We start from the raw sequence: 20,237 nt of genomic DNA, 5'->3' as shown, positions 1-20,237 counted from the left end.
TTTAAATCTGCTGAGATTATTGGCCGGTTCGCTGGTTTGGGGATTGAAATTTTGATAGGGATAAAAACACACCCCAATGATATTATCTTTAAATACTCCGCCGTATGATTGCACTATCCCTCCTGTTGGTATATAATACCCGATTGCTTCTATTCCTGTTTCAACAGCACATAAAGCATGACTGATGGTTCCACCGTTAAGTAATTTTACTTTTCCCTGCCTGCCGTCATATTGAGAATATTCTTCATCACCCCATACATCGATGCCTTTCCAGAATTCATCACAAGCGCCTGTTATAGTACCTCCGTCAATGATCAGTTCGGCTCCGCCTTCAACAATGATTTCTGCGCCGGGAGCCATGGCAATTTTCCCGGTGATCTGTAAAGTTACCCCGGTCAATACCTTCACATCTTGGTGAATGACATGATAACCGTCCCATGTATCATTTTCCTCAACCTCCAAAATTCCGGGGATTTTAGTACAGTCAAAATTAACCAAGGCAAATTCGAAATCATCAATTATATCATTGTCACTATCAAGAACATCAATTTTAACAATAGTCAGATCACCATTTCCATTCGAATTAGAATAACTGATATCAAAAGAAGTTGTACCGCCATTCATACATATGTCTGGCTCTAAGTTGTTAGTATAAAGAGCAAATGGACATGGTTGATCACATTCTAAAGAAACAGCGGATAACGGATTTAAATTTAATTTAGCTGAGCCTTGATTTTCAATGAAAAAGCTTAAAGTTATATCTGTGCTGTTAAAATATATAAAACCTTTGTTTTCAATATAAATGTGACCAAGAAAGTCTAAGTAAACGGCAATTTCAGGGTGAATATCAATGCCATAAAAATATTCATTATAAGGTCCAACTGTTTTATTATCATCATTACAATCCTTTTTAAGGTCATCGTAACATTGGATTAAACCTTCAGGTTTGGAACCAATTCCCCAATTATAATAGCCATCATTATCTGCGTCCCAATAGTTAACGGAGTATGTTGGGCCGCTCTGAATATTTATTGGATTCTGCAAAATATAAGCATTTTCTATCTCATCCGGATCAAGTTCCATTATGTAAAAATTATTATAACTATTTTTAAAAATCCATTCAATTGTATTGTCCTCTCCTGTTCTAAAACCTATTAATGACATCACATGATGCATTGAACTATTTAAAATTTCAATAGTTAATGGCCCTTTTCTTATTAGCTTCGATTTGATTGAATCGGGAATTGATAAATGTCCTGAATATATTTTTAGGTATCCATCAGCAGAAATTGAATATGAAGGAGGATTATTCGGACAGAATATACAACAAGGATCATCCAATTGTTCATAAATATAACAATTATCATCATGGACAGGGTTGTTGCAAATGTATTGAATTACAGGATTTAATCCAACTCCACTATCACAGTCCCCATAAGTGCAGCAGAATACTTCTTGCTCTGAAAGGTCAAAATTTACATGTTGATTAAAGTACAAGTTTGAAATAGCTTCTAAACTTGCAATTGTTCCGAAAACAGAGCAAGAACCACAATTACGTTGATGTTTGAGTTCTGTTAACCAGCCATATGTTGGATCATAATATGGGGAGCTTATTAGCTCAGCATTGTGCGCATATCTCCAGTTAAATTGTTTTATAAATAAGGAATTTTCATCAGAGAGATATTCATCTGATAAAAATGAGAATACACCATCAATATAATAATCAAATCCTTGCAAATTATAATCGGGATAACTGAAAAGTCCCTTCTTTTCTTTATAATAATAATGAAGTAAATCATTTTCTCCTGCAATCCAATCTAATCCTTTTTCTAAAATGTTTTGGTTCATTATCTGAACTTTTTGCAAGTCATTTGATTTCTTTGCATTATATTGAAGACTATCTATATTTTCCTGGTATGTTGCAGAATCACTAACATACTCAATATGCATATAAGAATGTTTAGCAAATATTTTCAGATATTTCGGTATGAATCCAATTAAATAGGTTGTTTCATCACTTTGATTATTAAAAGAAAAAGTATCTGTTAGCGTAATCAAAGGATATGTCTCAAACACCATATATTCCAGCGAATCCTCATTGCCCACAACAACCCTTACCAGGCTGGTGTCCGTATTCAGTTGAACACTTCCGCTAATTTTTAGGCTGTAAAGGGTATCGCTCGGGCCGAAGGGATGAATAATTGCATCGGATGTAAAGGTGCTGTCAATCACTATTGTTTGAGAATGTAAACTTTTGCTAAAAATGCAAGTGCTTAATAATGTTATCATTACGCAAAAAATGACGGGGATAATTCGTTTCATTTTTATTGGTTTTGGTTGTTTACTATGCTATAAAGATATGGAGAGTTTTTTGATAAGTCAAGAAAGGGGGGGGTGTCGATTCTGTATTCTGTATTCTGTATTTACAATAGGATATGCAATTGAGAATTTACTATTTACAATGCATTGACAATATCAAATCGCATATTGCCAATCCAATTGTAAATACAGAATACCGAATACAGAATTCCAAATTCCCCCTCTCATTCCCTGAACACTACCTCCAGCACCACGGTTCCTACCATATCCAGCGATTCCCGGTCGATATAATCCATGTTGTCGTTCAGGGTATGCCAGTGCTCGAAAAAGCTGCCGTTGGGTGAAGAATTGTCGAGATGGATAATATTTAATGCAGGGATCTTTTTGTATTTGTTTACATAATAATGGTCGTCGGTAATATACCCGCCTTTTTCATCCAGGAACCAGGAACCGTAGCCCAGGCTATTGGCAATTCCCCATACTTTATCCACCTTATCGGAGGCATAATATACGCTGAATCCCTCTTTCCTGAACTGGGGGTCGGGCACACCCACCATATCGAGCAGGATGGCATAACGGGCTTTATAGGTGAATTTGTGAGGATTTTTCGACCAGTACTGGGATCCCAGTCCCCAGTGGTCTTCCCCGGAATGTCCCTGATCACTGCTTGGCGGTCCATAGTCCTCCAGATCGAAAAAAATGATATCCACTCCGATCTCCGGTTGCGTCATACTCAGTTGCCGGGCCACTTCCAAAAGCACCCCTACCCCGCTGGCTCCGTCGTTTGCACCGGGAATGGGCGTGTTGTGGTTGGCAGGATCAGGGTCGTGGTCGGCATAAGGCCTTGAATCCCAATGTGCGCAAAGCATTATGCGCGCCTTCTGATCCGGCTTGAAAATGCCGATAATATTCTTCCCATCCAGGATGCTTCCGTTATAAGCGCGGGCAGAGAAATCCTGCACGATTACCTCATCACAAAATCGTTCCAGCGTCTTTGCCAGGTATGTAGCACAGGCTTTATGCGCAGCCGACCCGGGAACACGGGGACCGAAGCTAACCTGCTTTTCAACAAACTGATAGGCAGAATCGGCATTAAACTCCGGAACAGTTATCATTCTTTTACTTGTTTCAGCAACATCGGAGGCTTTAATCCTGTTTCCTTCGTTGCAGGAAAACAGGATCAACGAAAATGATATAAATAATAGATACCGTACTTGTTTCATTATCGTGTTAGCGTAATAAATTATTTCAACCAATGAACTGTTTTCCCCCATTTTCCCTCAAACACAAAGCTTTCAAGCTCTTTTCTCTCCCTTTCGGCCAGTTCCTGTTTTTGCATACGCGGATGCAGCATACCCGGATCTCCAATAAAACCGATCACAAAGGTTGTCAGCGCTTCGTAATCGTCGGGTATACCAAACAATTCCCTTGCTTTCTCTGCACTGAAGCCACCCATCTGATGAACGTAGAGATCTTCATGCATAGCCTGGAAGGTCAGGTGAGCAATGGATTGCCCCACATCGTACTGGTAGTGAACATATTCACCTCCTCCTTTTTCCCGAACTTTCCTGCCAAAAGCCATTCCCAGGACAGGTGCCGTTTTACACCACAATTGATTGAACTCAACCAGGGTGCTGAAGATTTTTTCGTAGGTTTCATCTCCCTTTTCTCCTATGAAGAAATACCAGGGCTGTTCGTTGGATGAAGAGGGCGACCAGCGTGCTGCCTCCACAAGCCGTTGAAGCTTTTCCCTGGCCACGGTCCTGTCGGAAAAAGCCCTCGGGCTCCAGCGTTTCTTCAGGTAAAGATGAATAGCGTACTTTGTTTTTGCATCTTTCGACATAATTATTTGGTTTTAAAAAGTTAAGGTAAACACCGTTCCTTCATCGGGTTTGGATTTAACCGAGATACTGCCTTTATGCAGGTGCATGATCTGCCTCGACAGGCTCAGCCCAATACCGGAACCATGCTTCTTCGATGTAAAGAAAGGCATAAAGATCTTGTCCATGATATCCGGTTTGATCCCATAGCCGTTATCCTGGAACTCAATTACGATCCTGTTGTTGCTGCCCGGGGTGGCCAGTATGTTGATCAAGGGTTTATCCGTTTCCCTGACCGCATCAATGGCGTTTAAGAGAAGATTTATAATCACCTGGTCGAGCAGGTCGGGATCGGCAGTGATCATCAGGTCAGGAGGAAAGACCCTGACATTGCATTCAATGCCCATGTCGTCCATTTTGGGCTTCAGAAGCTGTCTGGAACGCTCAAAGACATCCCTGACCGGGAAATAACGGAAATTTGGTTTCGGGATACGGGTCAGATTCCTGTATACCTCCACGAAGTTCAGCAGTCCCTGGCTCCTGCCCTGAATGGTGGCAATAGCCCCGTCGATATTCTCAACATCGTCATCGTCCAGTTCGTTGAGGCTGACAACGCCCTCTTCCTCCCTCAGCAACATTTCCCTCACGGTAGAAGCAAGTGAGGATATCGGGGTTATACTATTGGTTATCTCATGCGTGAGAACCCGGATAAGCTTCTGCCATGATTCAATCTCCTTTTCATCCAGTTCGGAGCTGATGTTTTGCACCGATACCAGGACATAATCTTCTCCCCGCATCCTGAATTCAGTGGCTGCGATGGCAAGCTGCAGGAGTTCATCTTCCAGGAATAGCTTAACCAGTGTTTTATCGCCTGCTTTCAGCGACAATAAAACGTCCGGCAGATCATCCTTTATCACCACCAGGTCGCGAACATATCTCAGATTCCTTACTTTCAGCAGTTTTCGAATAGCATTGTTGTAAATATCAACTTTTCCCTGCCGGGTATAAGCGATGATACCAATGCTGATATGCTGAATAACGGTCTGAAGGTAATTGTAATGTTCTTCTTTTTCAGCGCGGTTCTTTTTAAAATCGTTGATAACTTCGCTGAAGGAGCGGCTCAATCCCTCGAAGCTACGGCCAAGCCCGGCATCAGAAAAAGAACTGGAAAAATCGGAATGGCGTATACTTTGAAGAAACTGTGAAAGCTTGCGGTTGGTACGATCGGTATAACGAATGAGCAGAACCACCTGGAGGAGTGAAAGCATGATAAGGATGAGCAGGCTGATGTTGTATCCTGTACGGTTATAAACATAGAACAGCAAAACGATGGTAAGGGTCATCAATAAAACCCTGAGAATAATCTGGACCCGGAAATTTTTAAAGACCATATTTTTCTATTCTTCGGTACAGTGAGGCTCTGGTGAGGCCAAGTTCCTTGGCTGCTTTGCTGATGTTTCCACCATGCTTGTCGATGACCTTACGGATGAGCATTTTTTCCGTTTCCTCCAGGTTAAGGTTGCTTGTGCGGATGGCATCATCCTGGTTTTCTTCTATCCTGGAAAGGAAAAAATCGTCCGGTTCCAGGATATTGGATTCGCTCATGATCACGGCTCTTTCGACAGCATGCTGCAATTCGCGGATATTTCCGGGCCAACTGTGCATTTCGAGTCTTTTCTGGGCAGCCGGGCTGACCCTTTTCGTTGGCATCTTGTATTTCTGGCAATAAATATCCAGGAAATGGTCGATCAACAAGGGTATGTCATCGTCTCTTTCCCTAAGGGAAGGAATGTGGATCTCAACGGTGTTGATGCGGTAAAGCAGGTCCTGCCGGAATTTATTCTCATTCACCATCTGATGCAGGGGCATGTTGGTGGCACAGATAAGTCTCACATCAATAGGTATCTCGGCATTTGTTCCCAGCCTCACCACTTTACGGTTCTGTATCACGCTTAGCAGTTTGGATTGCAGAGCCAGGGAGAGGTTTCCTATCTCATCAAGGAAAATTGTTCCCTTGTGTGCTGCTTCGAAGCGGCCGGCGCGGTCTTCCTTTGCATCGGTAAAAGCGCCTTTCTTGAACCCGAACAATTCACTTTCGAAGAGGGTTTCGCTGATGGCTCCGAGGTCAACACTGACAAATACCTCACCCGATCTTCGGGAGTGATCGTGTATGGCACGAGCAATGAGTTCCTTTCCGGTACCGTTTTCACCCAGAATCAGCACATTGGCATCGGTAACAGCAACCTTCTCGACAGTAGCCATCACTTTGAGCATTGCCGGTGATCTCCCGATCAGAGTACGTTGGTCGACATTTTTCACCCCGGCTTTCTGCTTCTGCCGGTTCTTGATCTCATTAAGCTCTCCTTTCGACCGTTTTAACTGTAATGAGGTAGAAATGGTAGCCAGCAGTTTCTTGTTATCCCAAGGCTTCAGGAGGAAATTGGTTGCACCTTCCTTGATGCCCTGCACTGCCAGCTCAATATCGCCATAACCCGTGATCAGGATCACAACTACCATTGGGTCTATCTCGAGTATCTTGTTCAGCCAGTGAAACCCTTCCTTTCCGCTTGTAGCATCCCTTGAAAAGTTCATATCAAGGAGAACAAGATCATAATTATCGTTTCGGATCAGATCCGGAATGCTCTCCGGATTATCCTCCGTATGAACGTACATTATGTGCTGTTTAAGAAAAAGCTTTGCAGCAAGCAATACATCCCTGTCGTCATCAACAATCAACAGTTTGGCATCCAGTTTTTCCATGTGCGTCCGTGTTTCAGTGGTTAATGTATTTAACCGGGAATAATTCGTAAAGTTATAAATAATGTTCGTATCTGTACAAAATGTTGAACGATATTGGACAAATAACATTCAATATTTCCGCATAAAGGCATTCTATATATTTTACATTCAATTACTTGCATTAATTGGCATAAATTTAGAAACAGTGAGGGAACTATTAAAAACCAAAAAACTTTACAAAAAATGGATCGGATAATTGAAAAAAAGAAGTGGACAACCCGGAGGATTCTTACCATTGCAGCCATAGCGGTTTTTGTGTTTTTCCTGATTTATTTGATATTATTAAGGGACAAATCGAGCAAGCTTTACATAGAAAAGGAGCAGATCACCATTGCCCAGGTCATACAGGATAATTTTCAGGAATTCATTCCCGTTGACGGGGTAGTATACCCTAGAACGACCATATATATTGATGCCATACAAGGCGGGATAGTCGAGGCGGTATATGTTGAAGACGGCGCCATCCTGGAAAAAGGAGATCCCATACTGAAGCTGATGAATGCCAACCTGGAACTCAGTTTCATGGAGCAACAGACCTGGATGTACGATGCCATCAACAATTTGCAGAACACGAGGATCAGCCTCGAGCAGAACAAATTCTACCGTGAACGGGAACTGGAGAACCTCAAAGCCCAGATGGATGAAGCAAAGAAGACTCATGTCAGGAATCAGATCCTGATAGAGGACAGTATGATCTCCATCAAAGATTTTGAAGATTCGGAGCGTACCTACCGGAATGTAATCAAGCAATATGACCTGACCAGGAAGCTGCAGAAGCTGGATTCCATCTCAGCCATTACTTCACTGGAACAGATCAATAACTCCATTAACCGCATTCAGAACAATCTGAAGCTTCTGGAAAAGACCATGGAGAACATGTTAATTAAAGCTCCGGCCAACGGCAAATTATCATCCTTTAGTGCGGAGATCGGGGAGACCAAGGGCAGTGGAGAGCATCTTGGCCAGATCGACATGCTTGACGGATTCATGCTCAGGGCCAATATTGATGAGCGATACATCTCCAGGGTTCATATCGGGCAGGAGGCAGAATTCGACATGAACAACACGAATTACAAGCTCACCATCAGCAAGATATATACTGACGTCACCAATGGTACTTTCCTGGTTGAACTGCAATTTAGCGGCGATGAGCCGCAGAACATTAAAAGAGGACAGACCATTCAGCTTAAGCTTATGTTCAGCAGTCCATCCGAGGCATATATTGTCAAGCGGGGTGGGTTTTTCCAGGAAACCGGAGGAAACTGGATCTACGTGGTTGAACCGGGCGAGACTTACGCAGTAAAGCGGGATATCAGGATCGGAAGGCAAAACACCCGTTTTTATGAGATCCTGGAAGGCCTTGAGCCCGGTGAAAAGGTGATCATTTCATCCTATGATTCCTTTGGTGGCAAAGACAAATTGATTTTTAAATAAGCAGCTTTCCGGTACTATTTCAAAACCCTTAAAATTAACCATATGAGAGAAGTAGTAATCTTAATCCCCGATGTCGACGTCGAACAGAACGTTGAGATTGAAGTCAGGATCAACGGTCGCAAGAAAACACTGCAGTACCGGGTGGAATTATTGCGATGGGAAGGCAACAATGAGCCTCCGGAAGATACGGTAAAGGTACTCCGGCACAAAATTGCCGAATACGATCAAAATTGGGAACTCGTGGAAATCGGTGCACCGACAAAATCCAACATTCCTCTGATGTTCAGAAAGAAAACACCATCAGACGAACAGTAATGAAAATGTTTAACATTTAAAACCAATGAAATGAAAGAAGTTATCCTTGCAATTTTAAGTCTTATGCTTTGTGCCATCCTGAATGCCCAGGAAGCAGATAAAGAAGCCATTAAAACTGTTATTCAGGAAGCCTATATTGATGGGTTGCAGAACAAAGGTGATCTCGACAAGACCCGCCAGGGCTTCCATCCCGGATTTAACTTACTGATGCTTGGCGACGACGGGATCATGAACAAGCTTCCGATTTATAATTGGATCCAGATCTCAGAGATAAGAAAGGCAAAAGATCCTTCACCCGTACCGGAAAGCCAACTGGTAACCTGTGAATACGATATGATTGATATAACGGGGAAAGCGGCCATTGCCAAGATAAGCCTGTATAAGGAAGGAAAGAAGATCTTCACCGATTACCTTTCCCTCTACCAATTCCCCGACGGATGGAAGATTGTCGGCAAGATTTATCACCGTTATCCCGCAGAGCAATAATAACATTTAAGGAAAAGGAAGCCGGTTATGATTTACTATTACGGAAAGATCGCCTTCAGAAATCTGGTCAAACATAAGCTATATTCATTGCTGAATATCACCGGACTGGCTATAGGCATAGGAAGTTTCATCCTGATTGGACTATATATTGTAGATGAGTTGAGTTATGACCGTTATCATGAAAAGTCGGACAGGATATACCGCATGGCCCAGATCTCGGATTTCGGAGGTGTCGGGGAAAACTCAGCCAGTCTTCCTTTTCCTGTTGCATTTACCCTGCAGGGAGAGTATCCCGATATGATAGAGAACGTCACCCGGGTTTTTAATTTCCAGTCACCACAAACTTTAATAGAATACGGTGAAGCAAAATATATTGAAAGCGGTGTTTATTTTACCGATTCCACTTTTTTCGGAGTGTTTGACCATGTCTTTCTCACGGGTGACCCAGAGTCTGCTCTGGATGAGCCCTTCAGCGTAGTCATCTCTGAAACGGCCGTATCAAAATATTTTGGGGATGAGGATCCCATGGGCAAAATACTGAAGGTGGAAGGAAATTTTCAATTTAAAGTAACGGGAATTATTAAAGACATACCATCACAAAGCCATTTTCATTTTGATTTCATAGCATCCATGAGTTCGGTAAAGCAGATCTATGGAGGGAGGCTTCCCGCGACATGGGTATGGAATCCATGCTGGACTTATCTGGTGCTGGCAGAAAATGTAAAACCTGAGCAACTGGAAGCCTTGTTCCCGGAATTCATTCAGAAGTTCTTTTTTGATGCGGAAAGGGACAACATAACGCTTTACTTGCAGCGATTAACGGATATACATCTGCATTCGCGTCTGGATTATGAGATTGAGCCGAACAGCAATGTCGCTTATATTTATATCCTGGGCGCCATAGCCATATTCCTGCTGGTAATTGCCGGTATCAACTTCATGAATCTTTCTACGGCAACCTCCTCGGGTCGTTCCAGGGAGATAGGCATGAAAAAGGTGGTTGGGGCACAACGTACCCAACTGGTCCGGCAGTTTCTGAGCGAATCGGTGATCCTGACCATACTTGCTGCTATCCTGGCATTGATCCTGGCCGAGGTGACCATCCCATGGTTCAACAATTTTTCAGGAAAGAACATCTCACTGAACACCTTGTTACAATGGGAATACCTGCTATCCCTTGCCGGCATTATTCTGCTCGTGGGGTTACTTTCAGGATTGTACCCGGCGTTTTATTTATCCTCATTCCGGCCTGTCTGGGTACTCCGGATGAATACACGCTGGCAAAACGGCAGCGGATTGGCCAGGAAGATCCTGGTTGTCTCACAGTTTACCATTTCCATTGCCCTGATCATTGGAACCATATTCATCTTCAGACAAATCACTTACCTGAGAAATGCCGACACAGGGTTTATCAAAGAGAACATCCTGGTGATACCCATCGACAGGACCCCGGTAATTCAGCAATACAAGACCTTCAAGAATGAGTTGCTGAATAACCCGCAGATATTGAGTGTCACCACTATGGATTACATCTTTGGAACAGCTTATAATACGCATGAATTCAGGCCGGAGGGTTATCCCGACAATGAGTGGCAGTTTTACCCATGTTTAGTAATTCAGGAAGATTTCGTAAAGACGTTCGGTTTGAAGATCCTTGCAGGAAGGGATTATAATGAGAAGCAAAAAACCGATGCGGTGAAAGGCATACTGATCAATCGTGCCATGGTTGATCATTTGGGTTGGGGAGAACCGCAGGATGCATTAGGCCGGAAATTCAGGTCGCTGGAGGGAGAAGAAAGGGTTATTGGAGTGATAGAGAATTTCAACGCCACATCGCTGCATAAGCCAAGTGGTCCGTTTGTATTGAATATGAAGGAAAGCCAGGGCTCCATAAACTGGTTCATGAATTATATCGCCATCAGGGTAAAACCCGGAGATTACCATGAACTCCTGTCATTCCTGGAAGAAAAATGGACGGGATTTGTTAAAGACAGACCCTTTGAGTATACCTTTTTAGACCGTGAGCTGAACAGGTTGTATCACGAAGAACAAAATCTGGGACGGATGGCGCTTGTATTCACCATCCTTGTGATCCTGATCTCATCTCTTGGATTGTTTGGTCTGGCGGCATACATGGCAGAAAAGAGAACCAAGGAAATAGGCATACGCAAGGTCCTTGGAGCAAAAGAAAGCACCATCATGCGTCTGATGTCGGCAGAATTCGTGAAGCTTATGCTGGTAGCCAACCTGATTGCCTGGCCTTTATCCTGGCTCATACTAAGATACTGGCTCGGACATTTTGCTTACCAGGTGCCGCTGAGCTGGTATATTTTTTTATTATCAGGATTGTTTGCCCTGTTCCTGGCCATGGTGGTCACACTGGTCAAAGCATGGCAGGCAGCACGGATGAATCCTGTGGATACATTGAAATATGAATGATCAAATAATTATTAGAAATGCTTTTTAATTATTTCAAAACATCGTTCAGATATCTTATCAAGCAGAAAGGTTATACATTGATCAATCTGCTGGGTTTGTCGCTGGGATTGGCAACCTGTATACAGATTTTCCTCTTTGTACAGGATGAGGTCAGCTACGATCGTTTTCATAAAGAAGCAGGAAATATATACCGGTTTGAAATTATCTGGGAAGGTGAAGGACAAAGGGAACACTGGGCTGCAACAGAAGGTTTTATAATTCCATCCCTGATGGAAAAATTCCCGGAAATAATCTCCGGTGCAAAGATCAATTTCTCTTATTTCCCGGCCATTACAGAATACAATGGACAGGAATTTTCTGAAAAGAATTTCATTTATGCAGATTCTACGCTCTTTGATGTATTTTCATTTGCCATGCTTCAAGGAAATCCGGGCACTGCTTTAAGTGGACCCGGGAAGCTGGTCATGACAAAATCTACATCAAAAAAATATTTTGGAGAAGACAATGCGATCGGTAAGATCATAACATTAGGTGGAGAGTCTTTTCAAGTGAGTGGTGTTATAGAGGACATACCGGTAAATTCTCATTTTCATTTCGACATAGCCATTTCGATGGACCATCTCCGGGCGGCAAACCGCAGGGTTGATGAACATGGTCCTGCAGGATTTTATTCTTACATCAGGCTTCCCAACAGGGAAAGTGCAAAGTTGCTTGAGGAAAAAGTCAATAAAGACATTTACGAATTCTATGGTTTCGTTACGGCCGGCGACAGTACAAATATGCCGGATGGCTGGACAGTTGAGGCAAGGTTAAAACCCATAACACGGATACATCTGTATTCAAATGTCGAAAAGGAAATTGAACCCAATTCCAGTATCAGCAATGTCTATATTTTTTCAGCGGTTGCTGTTTTTATCTTATTCATAGCATGTGTAAATTATATGAATCTTGCAACAGCCAGATCGGTTAAAAGGTCTCGCGAAGTTGGGCTGAGAAAAGTTCTCGGGAGTTGGCGAGGGAATATCTTCAATCAATTCATGACAGAATCATTCATTTTGAGTTTTCTTTCCCTGATAGTTGCCATTGCCATAGTAGCTGCTATTCTACCGGTATTCAATGAGATAACCGGCAAGTTTATTGAACTTAATCTTATCGACAACTATCCTCTCCTGCTCACTTTGATCATTGTTCTGGCAATCACAACGGTTCTTGCCGGAGCCTATCCGGCAATTTATCTTTCAGGATTCAGCCCCCTGAAAGCCATGAAAACAAATATCCTGAATAATAAATCCGGCAAGACATCGCTCAATTTAAGAAGAGTGCTGGTAATCACACAATTTGCCATTTCTGTTTTGCTAATTATTGCAACCATAACCGTATACCGCCAGATTCATTTTATTAACAAGAAGAACCTAGGATTCGAAAAGGAACAGGTAATGGTAATCTCCATGCCCACCCGGAATGATCAGGGCCGGATAACATCCCTTAAGAATGAACTGATGAAGCTGCCCGAAGTTAAATTCATGTCAGCCAGTTCAGGAATACCCGGGCAACGAATTCCGTATCTGACAGTCAGGATACCCGGATTAGCCCAGGAAGAGGTGGAAAACCAGGAAGAAGGGGAGGATGTGATAGGCATCAGGGTATTATCGGGAGATGCTGATCTTCTCCGCACACTTGGGATTAAAATATCCGAAGGGAGGGATTTTTACAATACTCCGGGTAACGATGAAAACTCAGCATTTATATTAAATGAAGCCGCTGTTAAAGAATTTGAATTAGAAAACCCTGTCGGTCAAAGGTTTGAATATCTCTACGGGCTTCAGGAACCTAAAAGCGGCAACATTGTGGGTATAGCGGCTGATTTTCATTTTGCTTCCCTGCACAATGAAGTTGAACCTTTAATGATACATATTTACCCCGCATATAATCGCTATCTTCTGGTCAAACTTTCCACAAATGATATGCAGAAGACTCTGGTCGATATCGACAGGATCTGGTCGCAAACGGAACATTCACTACCTATGGATTATTTCTTCCTGGATTCATATTACGACAATATGTATAAATCGGAACTCAGCATGGGTAAGGTGATCACATATTTTACAATTTTCGCGATAATTGTTGCTTGTCTTGGTTTGCTGGGGCTGGTCTCATATATTGCCGAACAGAAGACAAGGGAAATCGGGATCAGAAAAGTATTGGGTGCATCCGCAACTTCAGTTATCGAGTTGCTGGGAAAAGAATTTCTTTTACTTGTAGTGATAGGAAACCTGATTGCATGGGTACCTGCCTATTACTTTATCAAAGACTGGTTGAACAGTTTTGCTTATAGCCCTGGGGTTAATCTATGGGTATTTGGAATGACTGCACTGATTTCGATACTTATCTCAGTAATAACAGTAAGTGCGAAAGCTTTCAGTGCTGCCAGGACTAATCCTGCGAAAGCATTGAAATATGAATAAATAGCAAGTTAATTGTAACCGGAATGTTTTAGAAACGTCAATATACTAACTTTAATTCGGATAAAATGGAAAATAACTTAATGATCAAGACGGAACAACTGGTAAAGGTATTCCGTACGGATGAAGTAGAGACTACTGCCCTGAATGAAGTCAATCTTGAGATTAAAAAAGGAGAATTTGTGGCCATCATGGGTCCTTCAGGATGTGGTAAATCAACCCTGTTGAACATCCTGGGATTGCTTGACAACCCAACGGGAGGCAAATATTTCTTTGTTGGGAATGAAGTATCGCGCTTTTCTGAAAGGCAGCGCGCCAGGCTGAGGAAAGAGAACATTGGATTTGTGTTTCAGAACTTTAATCTGATCGATGAGCTGACCGTATTTGAAAACATCGAATTGCCGTTGATTTACCTGGGGTTACCGTCGTCGAAGCGGAAAGAACGCGTGGAAGAGGTCATGGAGAAGATGCAGATTGCACACCGCAGAAAGCATTTCCCCTTACAGTTATCGGGAGGACAGCAGCAGCGTGTGGCAGTGGCCCGTGCCGTGGTTGCAGGTCCGAAGCTTATCCTGGCCGACGAGCCAACCGGTAACCTCGATTCCGCTCATGGTGAGGAAGTGATGAACCTCATCGAAAGTCTGAACCAGGCCGGTACCACGGTAATCATCGTAACTCACTCACAACGTGATGCCGAATACGCCGGAAGGATAGTTCAGCTTTTCGACGGCCAGATCGTTACGGAAAACATCAAAAAGACCTTACTATAAGGCAGAATCGCCTGGCAACAGGCAATAGATTAATTATTGGCGGGGATGTTTGTAAACGGATTATTATATCCGGAACAAGATATGCCCGCCCAGTTCCAGGATTAATAATGAATTCCTATGTTAACCAATTACTTAAAAAGCGCTTTCCGGAATTTCATGAGAAACAAGTTTTATACTATTCTCAATATTCTGGGACTGTCGGTGGGTATGGCCACCTTTGTTTTCATCCTGTTTTATATACGGGATGAATCGGGGTACGACAAATACCATGAAAAACATCCAAGGATACACCGGCTTGATTCGGAGTTTAACATCAATAACAAGGTAGACAGGTTTGCCATTGTACCGGTGCCCATGGGACCGGCATTCAAACTGGAGTTTCCTGAAGTAAAAGAGTTTGTGAGACTATACGGTGCTGGAAATGCCCTCATAAAATATGGCACCAAGGAGTATTACGAGGAGAATTTTTACTTCTGCGATTCAACCATTTTTGATGTATTCACGCATGAATTCATTCTGGGAAGTCCGGAAAAATCACTGACCGAGCCAAAAACCATAGTGCTCACCGAAAAGATCGCCAAAAAGTATTTTGGTAATGAAAACCCGATGGGTGAAATGATAACCACGGGAAGCGGCAACACATACCAGGTAACCGGTGTGATACGCGACCTGCCGGCCAACAGCCATGTCAGGTTTGATGCCCTTCTTTCGGGAGCCACCATTGCGGAGGAGCAAGGTGTGGATGAGTTCAACAGCATGGAGCCTATAAGATTCTGGAATATAGGAGTTTATACATACATCCTGTTGCATGAAAATGCAGACATTCAGAGCATCTACGATAAATTTCCGGCTTTTTACGAAAAGTATATGAAGTCTATCGGAGATCAGATCAATGCCAGTTTCCAGTTGCTGACTACACCGCTGGCGGATACGCATTTCCGGACCGGGCTGGCAGCTAACCAGACAACCGGCAACAAGGGATATATTTACATTTTTTCCGCGATAGCAGTGTTTGTATTGTTGCTGGCGGCCATCAATTATATGAACATGGCCACTGCAAGGTCGACAAACCGGGGTCGTGAGGTTGGTATACGAAAGGTTTCGGGGGCATACCGGGGACAATTGATACGGCAATTTATCGGGGAATCGGTCATCCTCTCCGTGATTGCTATGCTGATAGCGATCTTCGCAGTATACCTGTTGATTCCTGATTTTAATACATTAACAGAAAAGACCATACATTTCGCTTCCGATCCGCTTATTTTCGTGATCATTGCACTTGTTGCTGTTTTCACAGGGTTTTTATCAGGAATTTATCCCGCTTTCTATCTGTCGTCGGTATCACCTGTTGTTGCCCTTAAAGGCAGCGGGGATACTTCTGCCAAAGGGAAAGGCTGGATGAGAAGGATACTTGTAGTGGTACAGTTCTTCATCGCCATAGTGATGATCATTGCTACCATTGCAGTGACCAATCAACTGAATTTCCTGAAAAATAAAGACCTGGGCTTCAACAAGGAAAATGTTATCGTGTTGCAGTTACAGGATTCGGCATTTCGCAGCAAAGGAGAATCGTTTAAGAAGGAGCTGATGCAGAATCCTGACATATTGGGTGTTACAAGAAGCTCACAGGTTCCCGGCGAAATCAGTTGGATTCAGGTAATGAATGTGGAAAAAGACAGCCAGATGGTGCAAAGCTCTCTGATACTGGCCCAGGTGGATTATGATTTTATCGGGACAATGCAGATGGAGGTTCTGAAAGGAAGGGATTTCGACCTGAATATGGCAACCGATGATACAGGGGCAGTAGTCATTAACGAAACGGGGGCCCGGTCGCTCGGCTGGTATGATGATCCTGTTGGAAAGCGCATCGATTATGAACTGGAGCTGGATGGAAGAGTTGGAAGGCCCATGAAGGTGATTGGAATGGTGAAAGATTTCAACTTTCGTTCCCTGCATAACCCGGTTGAACCCATGATCATGTTTATCGCGCAATTCAACCCCTATAATATTTCCATACGGATACGGGAAGGGAAGCTGAAAGAAACCCTTGCTTTCATTGAGGAGAAATGGAATGATTTCGGTGCGAAGCGGCCTTTCGACTATGATTTTCTGGAAAGCAACATGAATAATATGTACCAGAATGAGGAAAAGATCAGCAGGATATTCAGCATTGCCACCTTTCTGACCATCTTCATTGCCTTACTCGGTTTGCTTGGATTGTCATCCTTCATAGCGGAACAGAAAAACAAGGAGATCGGCATCAGAAAGGTCGTAGGGGCATCGGTGACCGACATCCTGTTTCATCTTTACAGCGACTTCCTGGTACTTATCATGGTTGCATTTATCCTGGCCGTACCCATTGCCTGGTGGAGAATAGACATCTGGCTGAAAGACAGCTTTGTCTATTATCAGAGCCTACAATGGTATACCTTTCTCCTGGCAGGTGCCCTTGCGCTAATCATAGGCATTGTCACGATCAGTTTCCATATAATCAGAGCGGCGAATGCCAATCCTGTGGATGCGATAAAGTATGAATAGTTTAACAGATGACATCTCAGTGGCCTGAGATGTCATCTTATCCTAATCCTATGTTTAAGAATTACTTAAAGACCGCTTTCAGAAGCCTCTGGAAACAAAAGGGGTATTCTCTGATCAATTTGCTGGGACTGGCGATCGGCATGGCCGCCTGCCTGATAATCCTGATATACATCGTAAATGAGCTGAGTTACGATAAATTCCATCATGAACATGAAAATGTTTACCGCACAGCTTTCGATGGGGAGTTTTCGGGTGATTTTTTTAATGTGGCGGTCTCATCGGGTGGCATTACCGGGGTCATCATGGAAGATTTTCCTGAAGTAATTGCTGTAACAAGGATTGTATCGGGTGGAGAAAAGACGCTGCTGAGTTATGAAGACAAAAACATTTACGAGAATAATATATACTTTGTTGATTCCATGTTTTTGGGAATTTTCGATTTCCCACTGCTGGAGGGAGATCCAAAGACAGCGTTGCGGGAGCCCAATTCAGTAGTGTTATCAGAATCAATAGCCCGAAAATTCTTTGAGAAAGGCAGTGCGGTAGGCAAAACGATACGACTGAACAACGAGAGGGAAGTGAAAATCACCGGCATCCTGGAAGACCCGCCGGCAAATACACATCTGGATTTCAATATACTGGCCTCATTTCATACGCTTGGCGAATCTGCCGTCAACAATTATGAAGACTGGGGATCATTGAATCTTTACACATACATCAGGACACTTCCAGGAACTGATCCTGAAGAGCTTACAAGCCGTTTCCCGGATTTTTTACTGCGTCATATTCCATTTTTATCGAAGACAGACAAAATAAAATTCAGGATGTACCTGCAGCCGGTGGCCAGTATACATCTTCACTCGAACCTGATGGCTGAAATGAGTCCGAACAGCGACATCAACTACATATATGTCTTTGGTGCTATTGCTGTGATCATTCTGATCATCGCCTGCATCAATTTCATGAACCTGACCACTGCCAGGTCGGTAAACAGGGCGCGGGAAGTAGGGATCAGGAAGGTTGCCGGGGCATACAGAAGTTCCCTCATTGGGCAGTTCATCGGTGAATCCGTTATCCTGAGTTTCCTTGCCATGATCATAGCCTTGTTGCTGGTGGAAATAACCTTACCGCTTTTCAACCAGCTTACCTCGCTGGAGCTTGGCCTGGGGGTGCTTACAAGCTGGCAGATACCCCTGGCATTATTAGTTCTGGTGGTTTTTGTCGGGATTGTTGCAGGCAGTTATCCTGCCTTTTACCTTTCGTCGTTTCAGCCGGTTAAAGTCGTAAAAGGAGATCTTTACAGAGGAAAGAAAAGGAGTATTCTGCGGAATACCTTAGTGGTGATTCAATTTACCATTTCCGTGATCCTGCTGATCAGCACCGTGTTTGTTTTTTACCAGATGGATTACTTTAAAAGCAAGAGATTAGGTTACGATGAGGAGAATGTCCTGGTATTGCCACTCAGAGGGGAGAATACCATGAACCGGTTCAATACCATGAAGCAAGAACTGGAGCAGATCCCGGGAATCAGAATGGTAGGGAGTTCAACTTCCGTCCCGACCAAAGGATTAAACGGGATAGGATACCAGCCGGAAGGGATACCGGAAGATGCCCCATGGATCATATATACCATTTACGGAGATTTTGATCTCATTGATGCTTTGGGGATGAACATCATTGAAGGAAGGGGATATGAGGGGAGTTCACCGGCCGACAGCAACAGCATCCTGATCAACGAAACGCTGAAGAAGAAGCTCGGCTGGGAAGATCCTGTGGGCCGTACCATTTATGGTTTTGGAGGAGACACAAATGAGGTGCTGAAGGTCATCGGCATCCTGGAAGATTACCATTTCAAGTCGTTGCATGAGCCCGTGGAGCCTGCAATGATAAGAATAAGCAATGAAGAACCTGAGTTTATTGTGATCCGCACCTTGCCCGGGAACCTGGAAAGCTCTCTGGGCAGCGTTGAAGAAGTTTGGGAAAGCCATGAGCAGACTTTTCCTTTCGATTATTTTTTCCTGGATCAGGAATTGGATAATCAGTATCAGTCGGAGCAGAAGATGAGCCGCTTGTTCATCTATTTCACGATACTGGCGGTATTTATTGCCTGCCTGGGTTTGCTCGGACTGGCTTCTTTCTCTGCAGAACAACGGACGAAAGAGATAGGCATCAGGAAAGTCCTGGGAGCCTCCCCCGGCCTGTTATCGATAATTATGGTACGCGATTTCATTCGTTGGGTGCTGATTGCCAACATCATTGCCTGGCCCCTGGCCTGGTGGTTCATCCGCGACTGGCTTGATAACTTTTCGTACCGTATCAGCATCATGCAATTTTCATGGGTTTTTATTGTCGCAAGCCTTGTTTCCATCGTGATCGCCATCCTGACGGTGCTCGTACAAGCCATACGGATATCTATGGCGAATCCGGTGGAGGCGCTGAAATATGAGTGAGGGATCGAAGATCGAAGATCGAAGATCGAAGATCGAAGATTGGATGTACGATTGAGGATGGAAGATTGAAGAGTTGGCGGAATGCGTTTTCAAAACCCCAAAATCACAATTGTTCCTTTCCCTGGTTCCGAGCGCACATCAATGCTGCCTTTGTGCAGTTGCATGATCTGTCTCGAGAGGCTGAGGCCGATGCCGGAGCCTTCCTTTTTGGTGGTAAAGAAAGGGATGAAAGCCTGGGTTAGGGTTTCTGCATCCATGCCACTGCCGTTATCCTGAACGGAAACAAAAGCCTGTTCGCCGGAAATGCCCGTCCGGATGATGATCTCCCGATTTTCGATGCCTTTTAAGGCATCCCGTGCGTTGATCAGGATGTTGATCAGTACCTGTCCCAGGAGGTCTGGGTCG

At 43.6% G+C, this 20,237-nt stretch carries 14 protein-coding genes; 8 read left to right on the top strand and 6 right to left on the bottom strand.

Annotated elements, in window-relative coordinates; genetic code table 11:
* The 5 genes from KKA81_11060 to KKA81_11040 all read right to left on the bottom strand — a co-directional run.
* Positions 1-2,322, bottom strand: a 2,322-nt coding sequence (locus tag KKA81_11060; protein ID MBU2651464.1) for a C1 family peptidase, incomplete at its 3' end; no start/stop codon positions are given.
* Between the two features lie 221 nt (positions 2,323-2,543).
* Entirely contained in the window at positions 2,544-3,542 is a 999-nt protein-coding gene (locus KKA81_11055) for a M28 family peptidase (GenBank protein MBU2651463.1), read from the bottom strand.
* Positions 3,543-3,562: 20 nt separating this feature from the next.
* A complete protein-coding gene (locus KKA81_11050) occupies positions 3,563-4,162 on the bottom strand; it encodes a nitroreductase family protein (protein MBU2651462.1) in 600 nt (199 codons plus the stop codon).
* Between the two features lie 12 nt (positions 4,163-4,174).
* Positions 4,175-5,530, bottom strand: coding sequence for a GHKL domain-containing protein (locus KKA81_11045; GenBank protein MBU2651461.1), 1,356 nt, complete (start codon positions 5,528-5,530; stop codon positions 4,175-4,177).
* Positions 5,520-6,899: a sigma-54 dependent transcriptional regulator gene (locus tag KKA81_11040; protein ID MBU2651460.1), complete on the bottom strand. Its 1,380-nt coding sequence runs from the start codon at positions 6,897-6,899 to the stop codon at positions 5,520-5,522. Before KKA81_11040 ends, KKA81_11045 begins: the two co-directional genes overlap by 11 nt.
* 222 nt (positions 6,900-7,121) lie before the next feature.
* Between KKA81_11040 and KKA81_11035 the strand changes: the two genes are divergently transcribed.
* The 8 genes from KKA81_11035 (at position 7,122) to KKA81_11000 (ending at position 19,832) form a co-directional block, all read left to right on the top strand.
* Entirely contained in the window at positions 7,122-8,372 is a 1,251-nt protein-coding gene (locus KKA81_11035) for an HlyD family efflux transporter periplasmic adaptor subunit (GenBank protein MBU2651459.1), read from the top strand.
* 42 nt (positions 8,373-8,414) lie between these two features.
* The gene (locus KKA81_11030; protein ID MBU2651458.1) at positions 8,415-8,687 is read left to right on the top strand and encodes a hypothetical protein; all 273 of its coding nucleotides are present in this window, start codon (positions 8,415-8,417) and stop codon (positions 8,685-8,687) included.
* 30 nt (positions 8,688-8,717) lie between these two features.
* A complete protein-coding gene (locus KKA81_11025) occupies positions 8,718-9,173 on the top strand; it encodes a nuclear transport factor 2 family protein (protein MBU2651457.1) in 456 nt (151 codons plus the stop codon).
* Positions 9,174-9,200: 27 nt separating this feature from the next.
* On the top strand, positions 9,201-11,612 hold the full coding sequence (locus KKA81_11020; GenBank protein MBU2651456.1) for an ABC transporter permease: 2,412 nt from the start codon (positions 9,201-9,203) through the stop codon (positions 11,610-11,612).
* A gap of 17 nt (positions 11,613-11,629) precedes the next feature.
* A complete protein-coding gene (locus tag KKA81_11015; protein ID MBU2651455.1) occupies positions 11,630-14,077 on the top strand; it encodes an ABC transporter permease in 2,448 nt (815 codons plus the stop codon).
* Between the two features lie 80 nt (positions 14,078-14,157).
* Positions 14,158-14,844: an ABC transporter ATP-binding protein gene (locus tag KKA81_11010; GenBank protein MBU2651454.1), complete on the top strand. Its 687-nt coding sequence runs from the start codon at positions 14,158-14,160 to the stop codon at positions 14,842-14,844.
* Positions 14,845-14,961: 117 nt separating this feature from the next.
* Positions 14,962-17,382 carry an ABC transporter permease gene (locus tag KKA81_11005; GenBank protein MBU2651453.1) on the top strand — a complete coding sequence of 807 codons (2,421 nt, stop codon included), beginning with the start codon at positions 14,962-14,964 and terminating at the stop codon, positions 17,380-17,382.
* A 50-nt stretch (positions 17,383-17,432) separates the two neighbouring features.
* Positions 17,433-19,832: an ABC transporter permease gene (locus KKA81_11000; protein ID MBU2651452.1), complete on the top strand. Its 2,400-nt coding sequence runs from the start codon at positions 17,433-17,435 to the stop codon at positions 19,830-19,832.
* An 89-nt stretch (positions 19,833-19,921) separates the two neighbouring features.
* On the opposite strand, the gene KKA81_10995 is transcribed toward KKA81_11000, so the two are convergent.
* A partial coding sequence (locus KKA81_10995; protein MBU2651451.1) for a GHKL domain-containing protein occupies positions 19,922-20,237 on the bottom strand: 316 nt, incomplete at its 5' end.

It is taken from the genome of Bacteroidota bacterium (assembly GCA_018831055.1).
Lineage (GTDB): Bacteria > Bacteroidota > Bacteroidia > Bacteroidales > B18-G4 > M55B132.
This window is presented reverse-complemented; position numbering and strand designations above follow the sequence as displayed.

What these genes read in the sequence shown, in the direction of transcription:
- KKA81_11055 (MBU2651463.1), bottom strand. Translation starts at nt 3,542, where the DNA reads ATGAAACAAGTACGGTATCTATTATTTATATCATTTTCGTTGATCCTG.
- KKA81_11000 (MBU2651452.1), top strand. Translation starts at nt 17,433, where the DNA reads ATGTTTAAGAATTACTTAAAGACCGCTTTCAGAAGCCTCTGGAAACAA.
- KKA81_11050 (MBU2651462.1), bottom strand. Translation starts at nt 4,162, where the DNA reads ATGTCGAAAGATGCAAAAACAAAGTACGCTATTCATCTTTACCTGAAG.
- KKA81_11005 (MBU2651453.1), top strand. Translation starts at nt 14,962, where the DNA reads ATGTTAACCAATTACTTAAAAAGCGCTTTCCGGAATTTCATGAGAAAC.
- KKA81_11015 (MBU2651455.1), top strand. Translation starts at nt 11,630, where the DNA reads ATGCTTTTTAATTATTTCAAAACATCGTTCAGATATCTTATCAAGCAG.
- KKA81_11035 (MBU2651459.1), top strand. Translation starts at nt 7,122, where the DNA reads ATGGATCGGATAATTGAAAAAAAGAAGTGGACAACCCGGAGGATTCTT.
- KKA81_11010 (MBU2651454.1), top strand. Translation starts at nt 14,158, where the DNA reads ATGATCAAGACGGAACAACTGGTAAAGGTATTCCGTACGGATGAAGTA.
- KKA81_11025 (MBU2651457.1), top strand. Translation starts at nt 8,718, where the DNA reads ATGAAAGAAGTTATCCTTGCAATTTTAAGTCTTATGCTTTGTGCCATC.
- KKA81_11045 (MBU2651461.1), bottom strand. Translation starts at nt 5,530, where the DNA reads ATGGTCTTTAAAAATTTCCGGGTCCAGATTATTCTCAGGGTTTTATTG.
- KKA81_11030 (MBU2651458.1), top strand. Translation starts at nt 8,415, where the DNA reads ATGAGAGAAGTAGTAATCTTAATCCCCGATGTCGACGTCGAACAGAAC.
- KKA81_11020 (MBU2651456.1), top strand. Translation starts at nt 9,201, where the DNA reads ATGATTTACTATTACGGAAAGATCGCCTTCAGAAATCTGGTCAAACAT.
- KKA81_11040 (MBU2651460.1), bottom strand. Translation starts at nt 6,899, where the DNA reads ATGGAAAAACTGGATGCCAAACTGTTGATTGTTGATGACGACAGGGAT.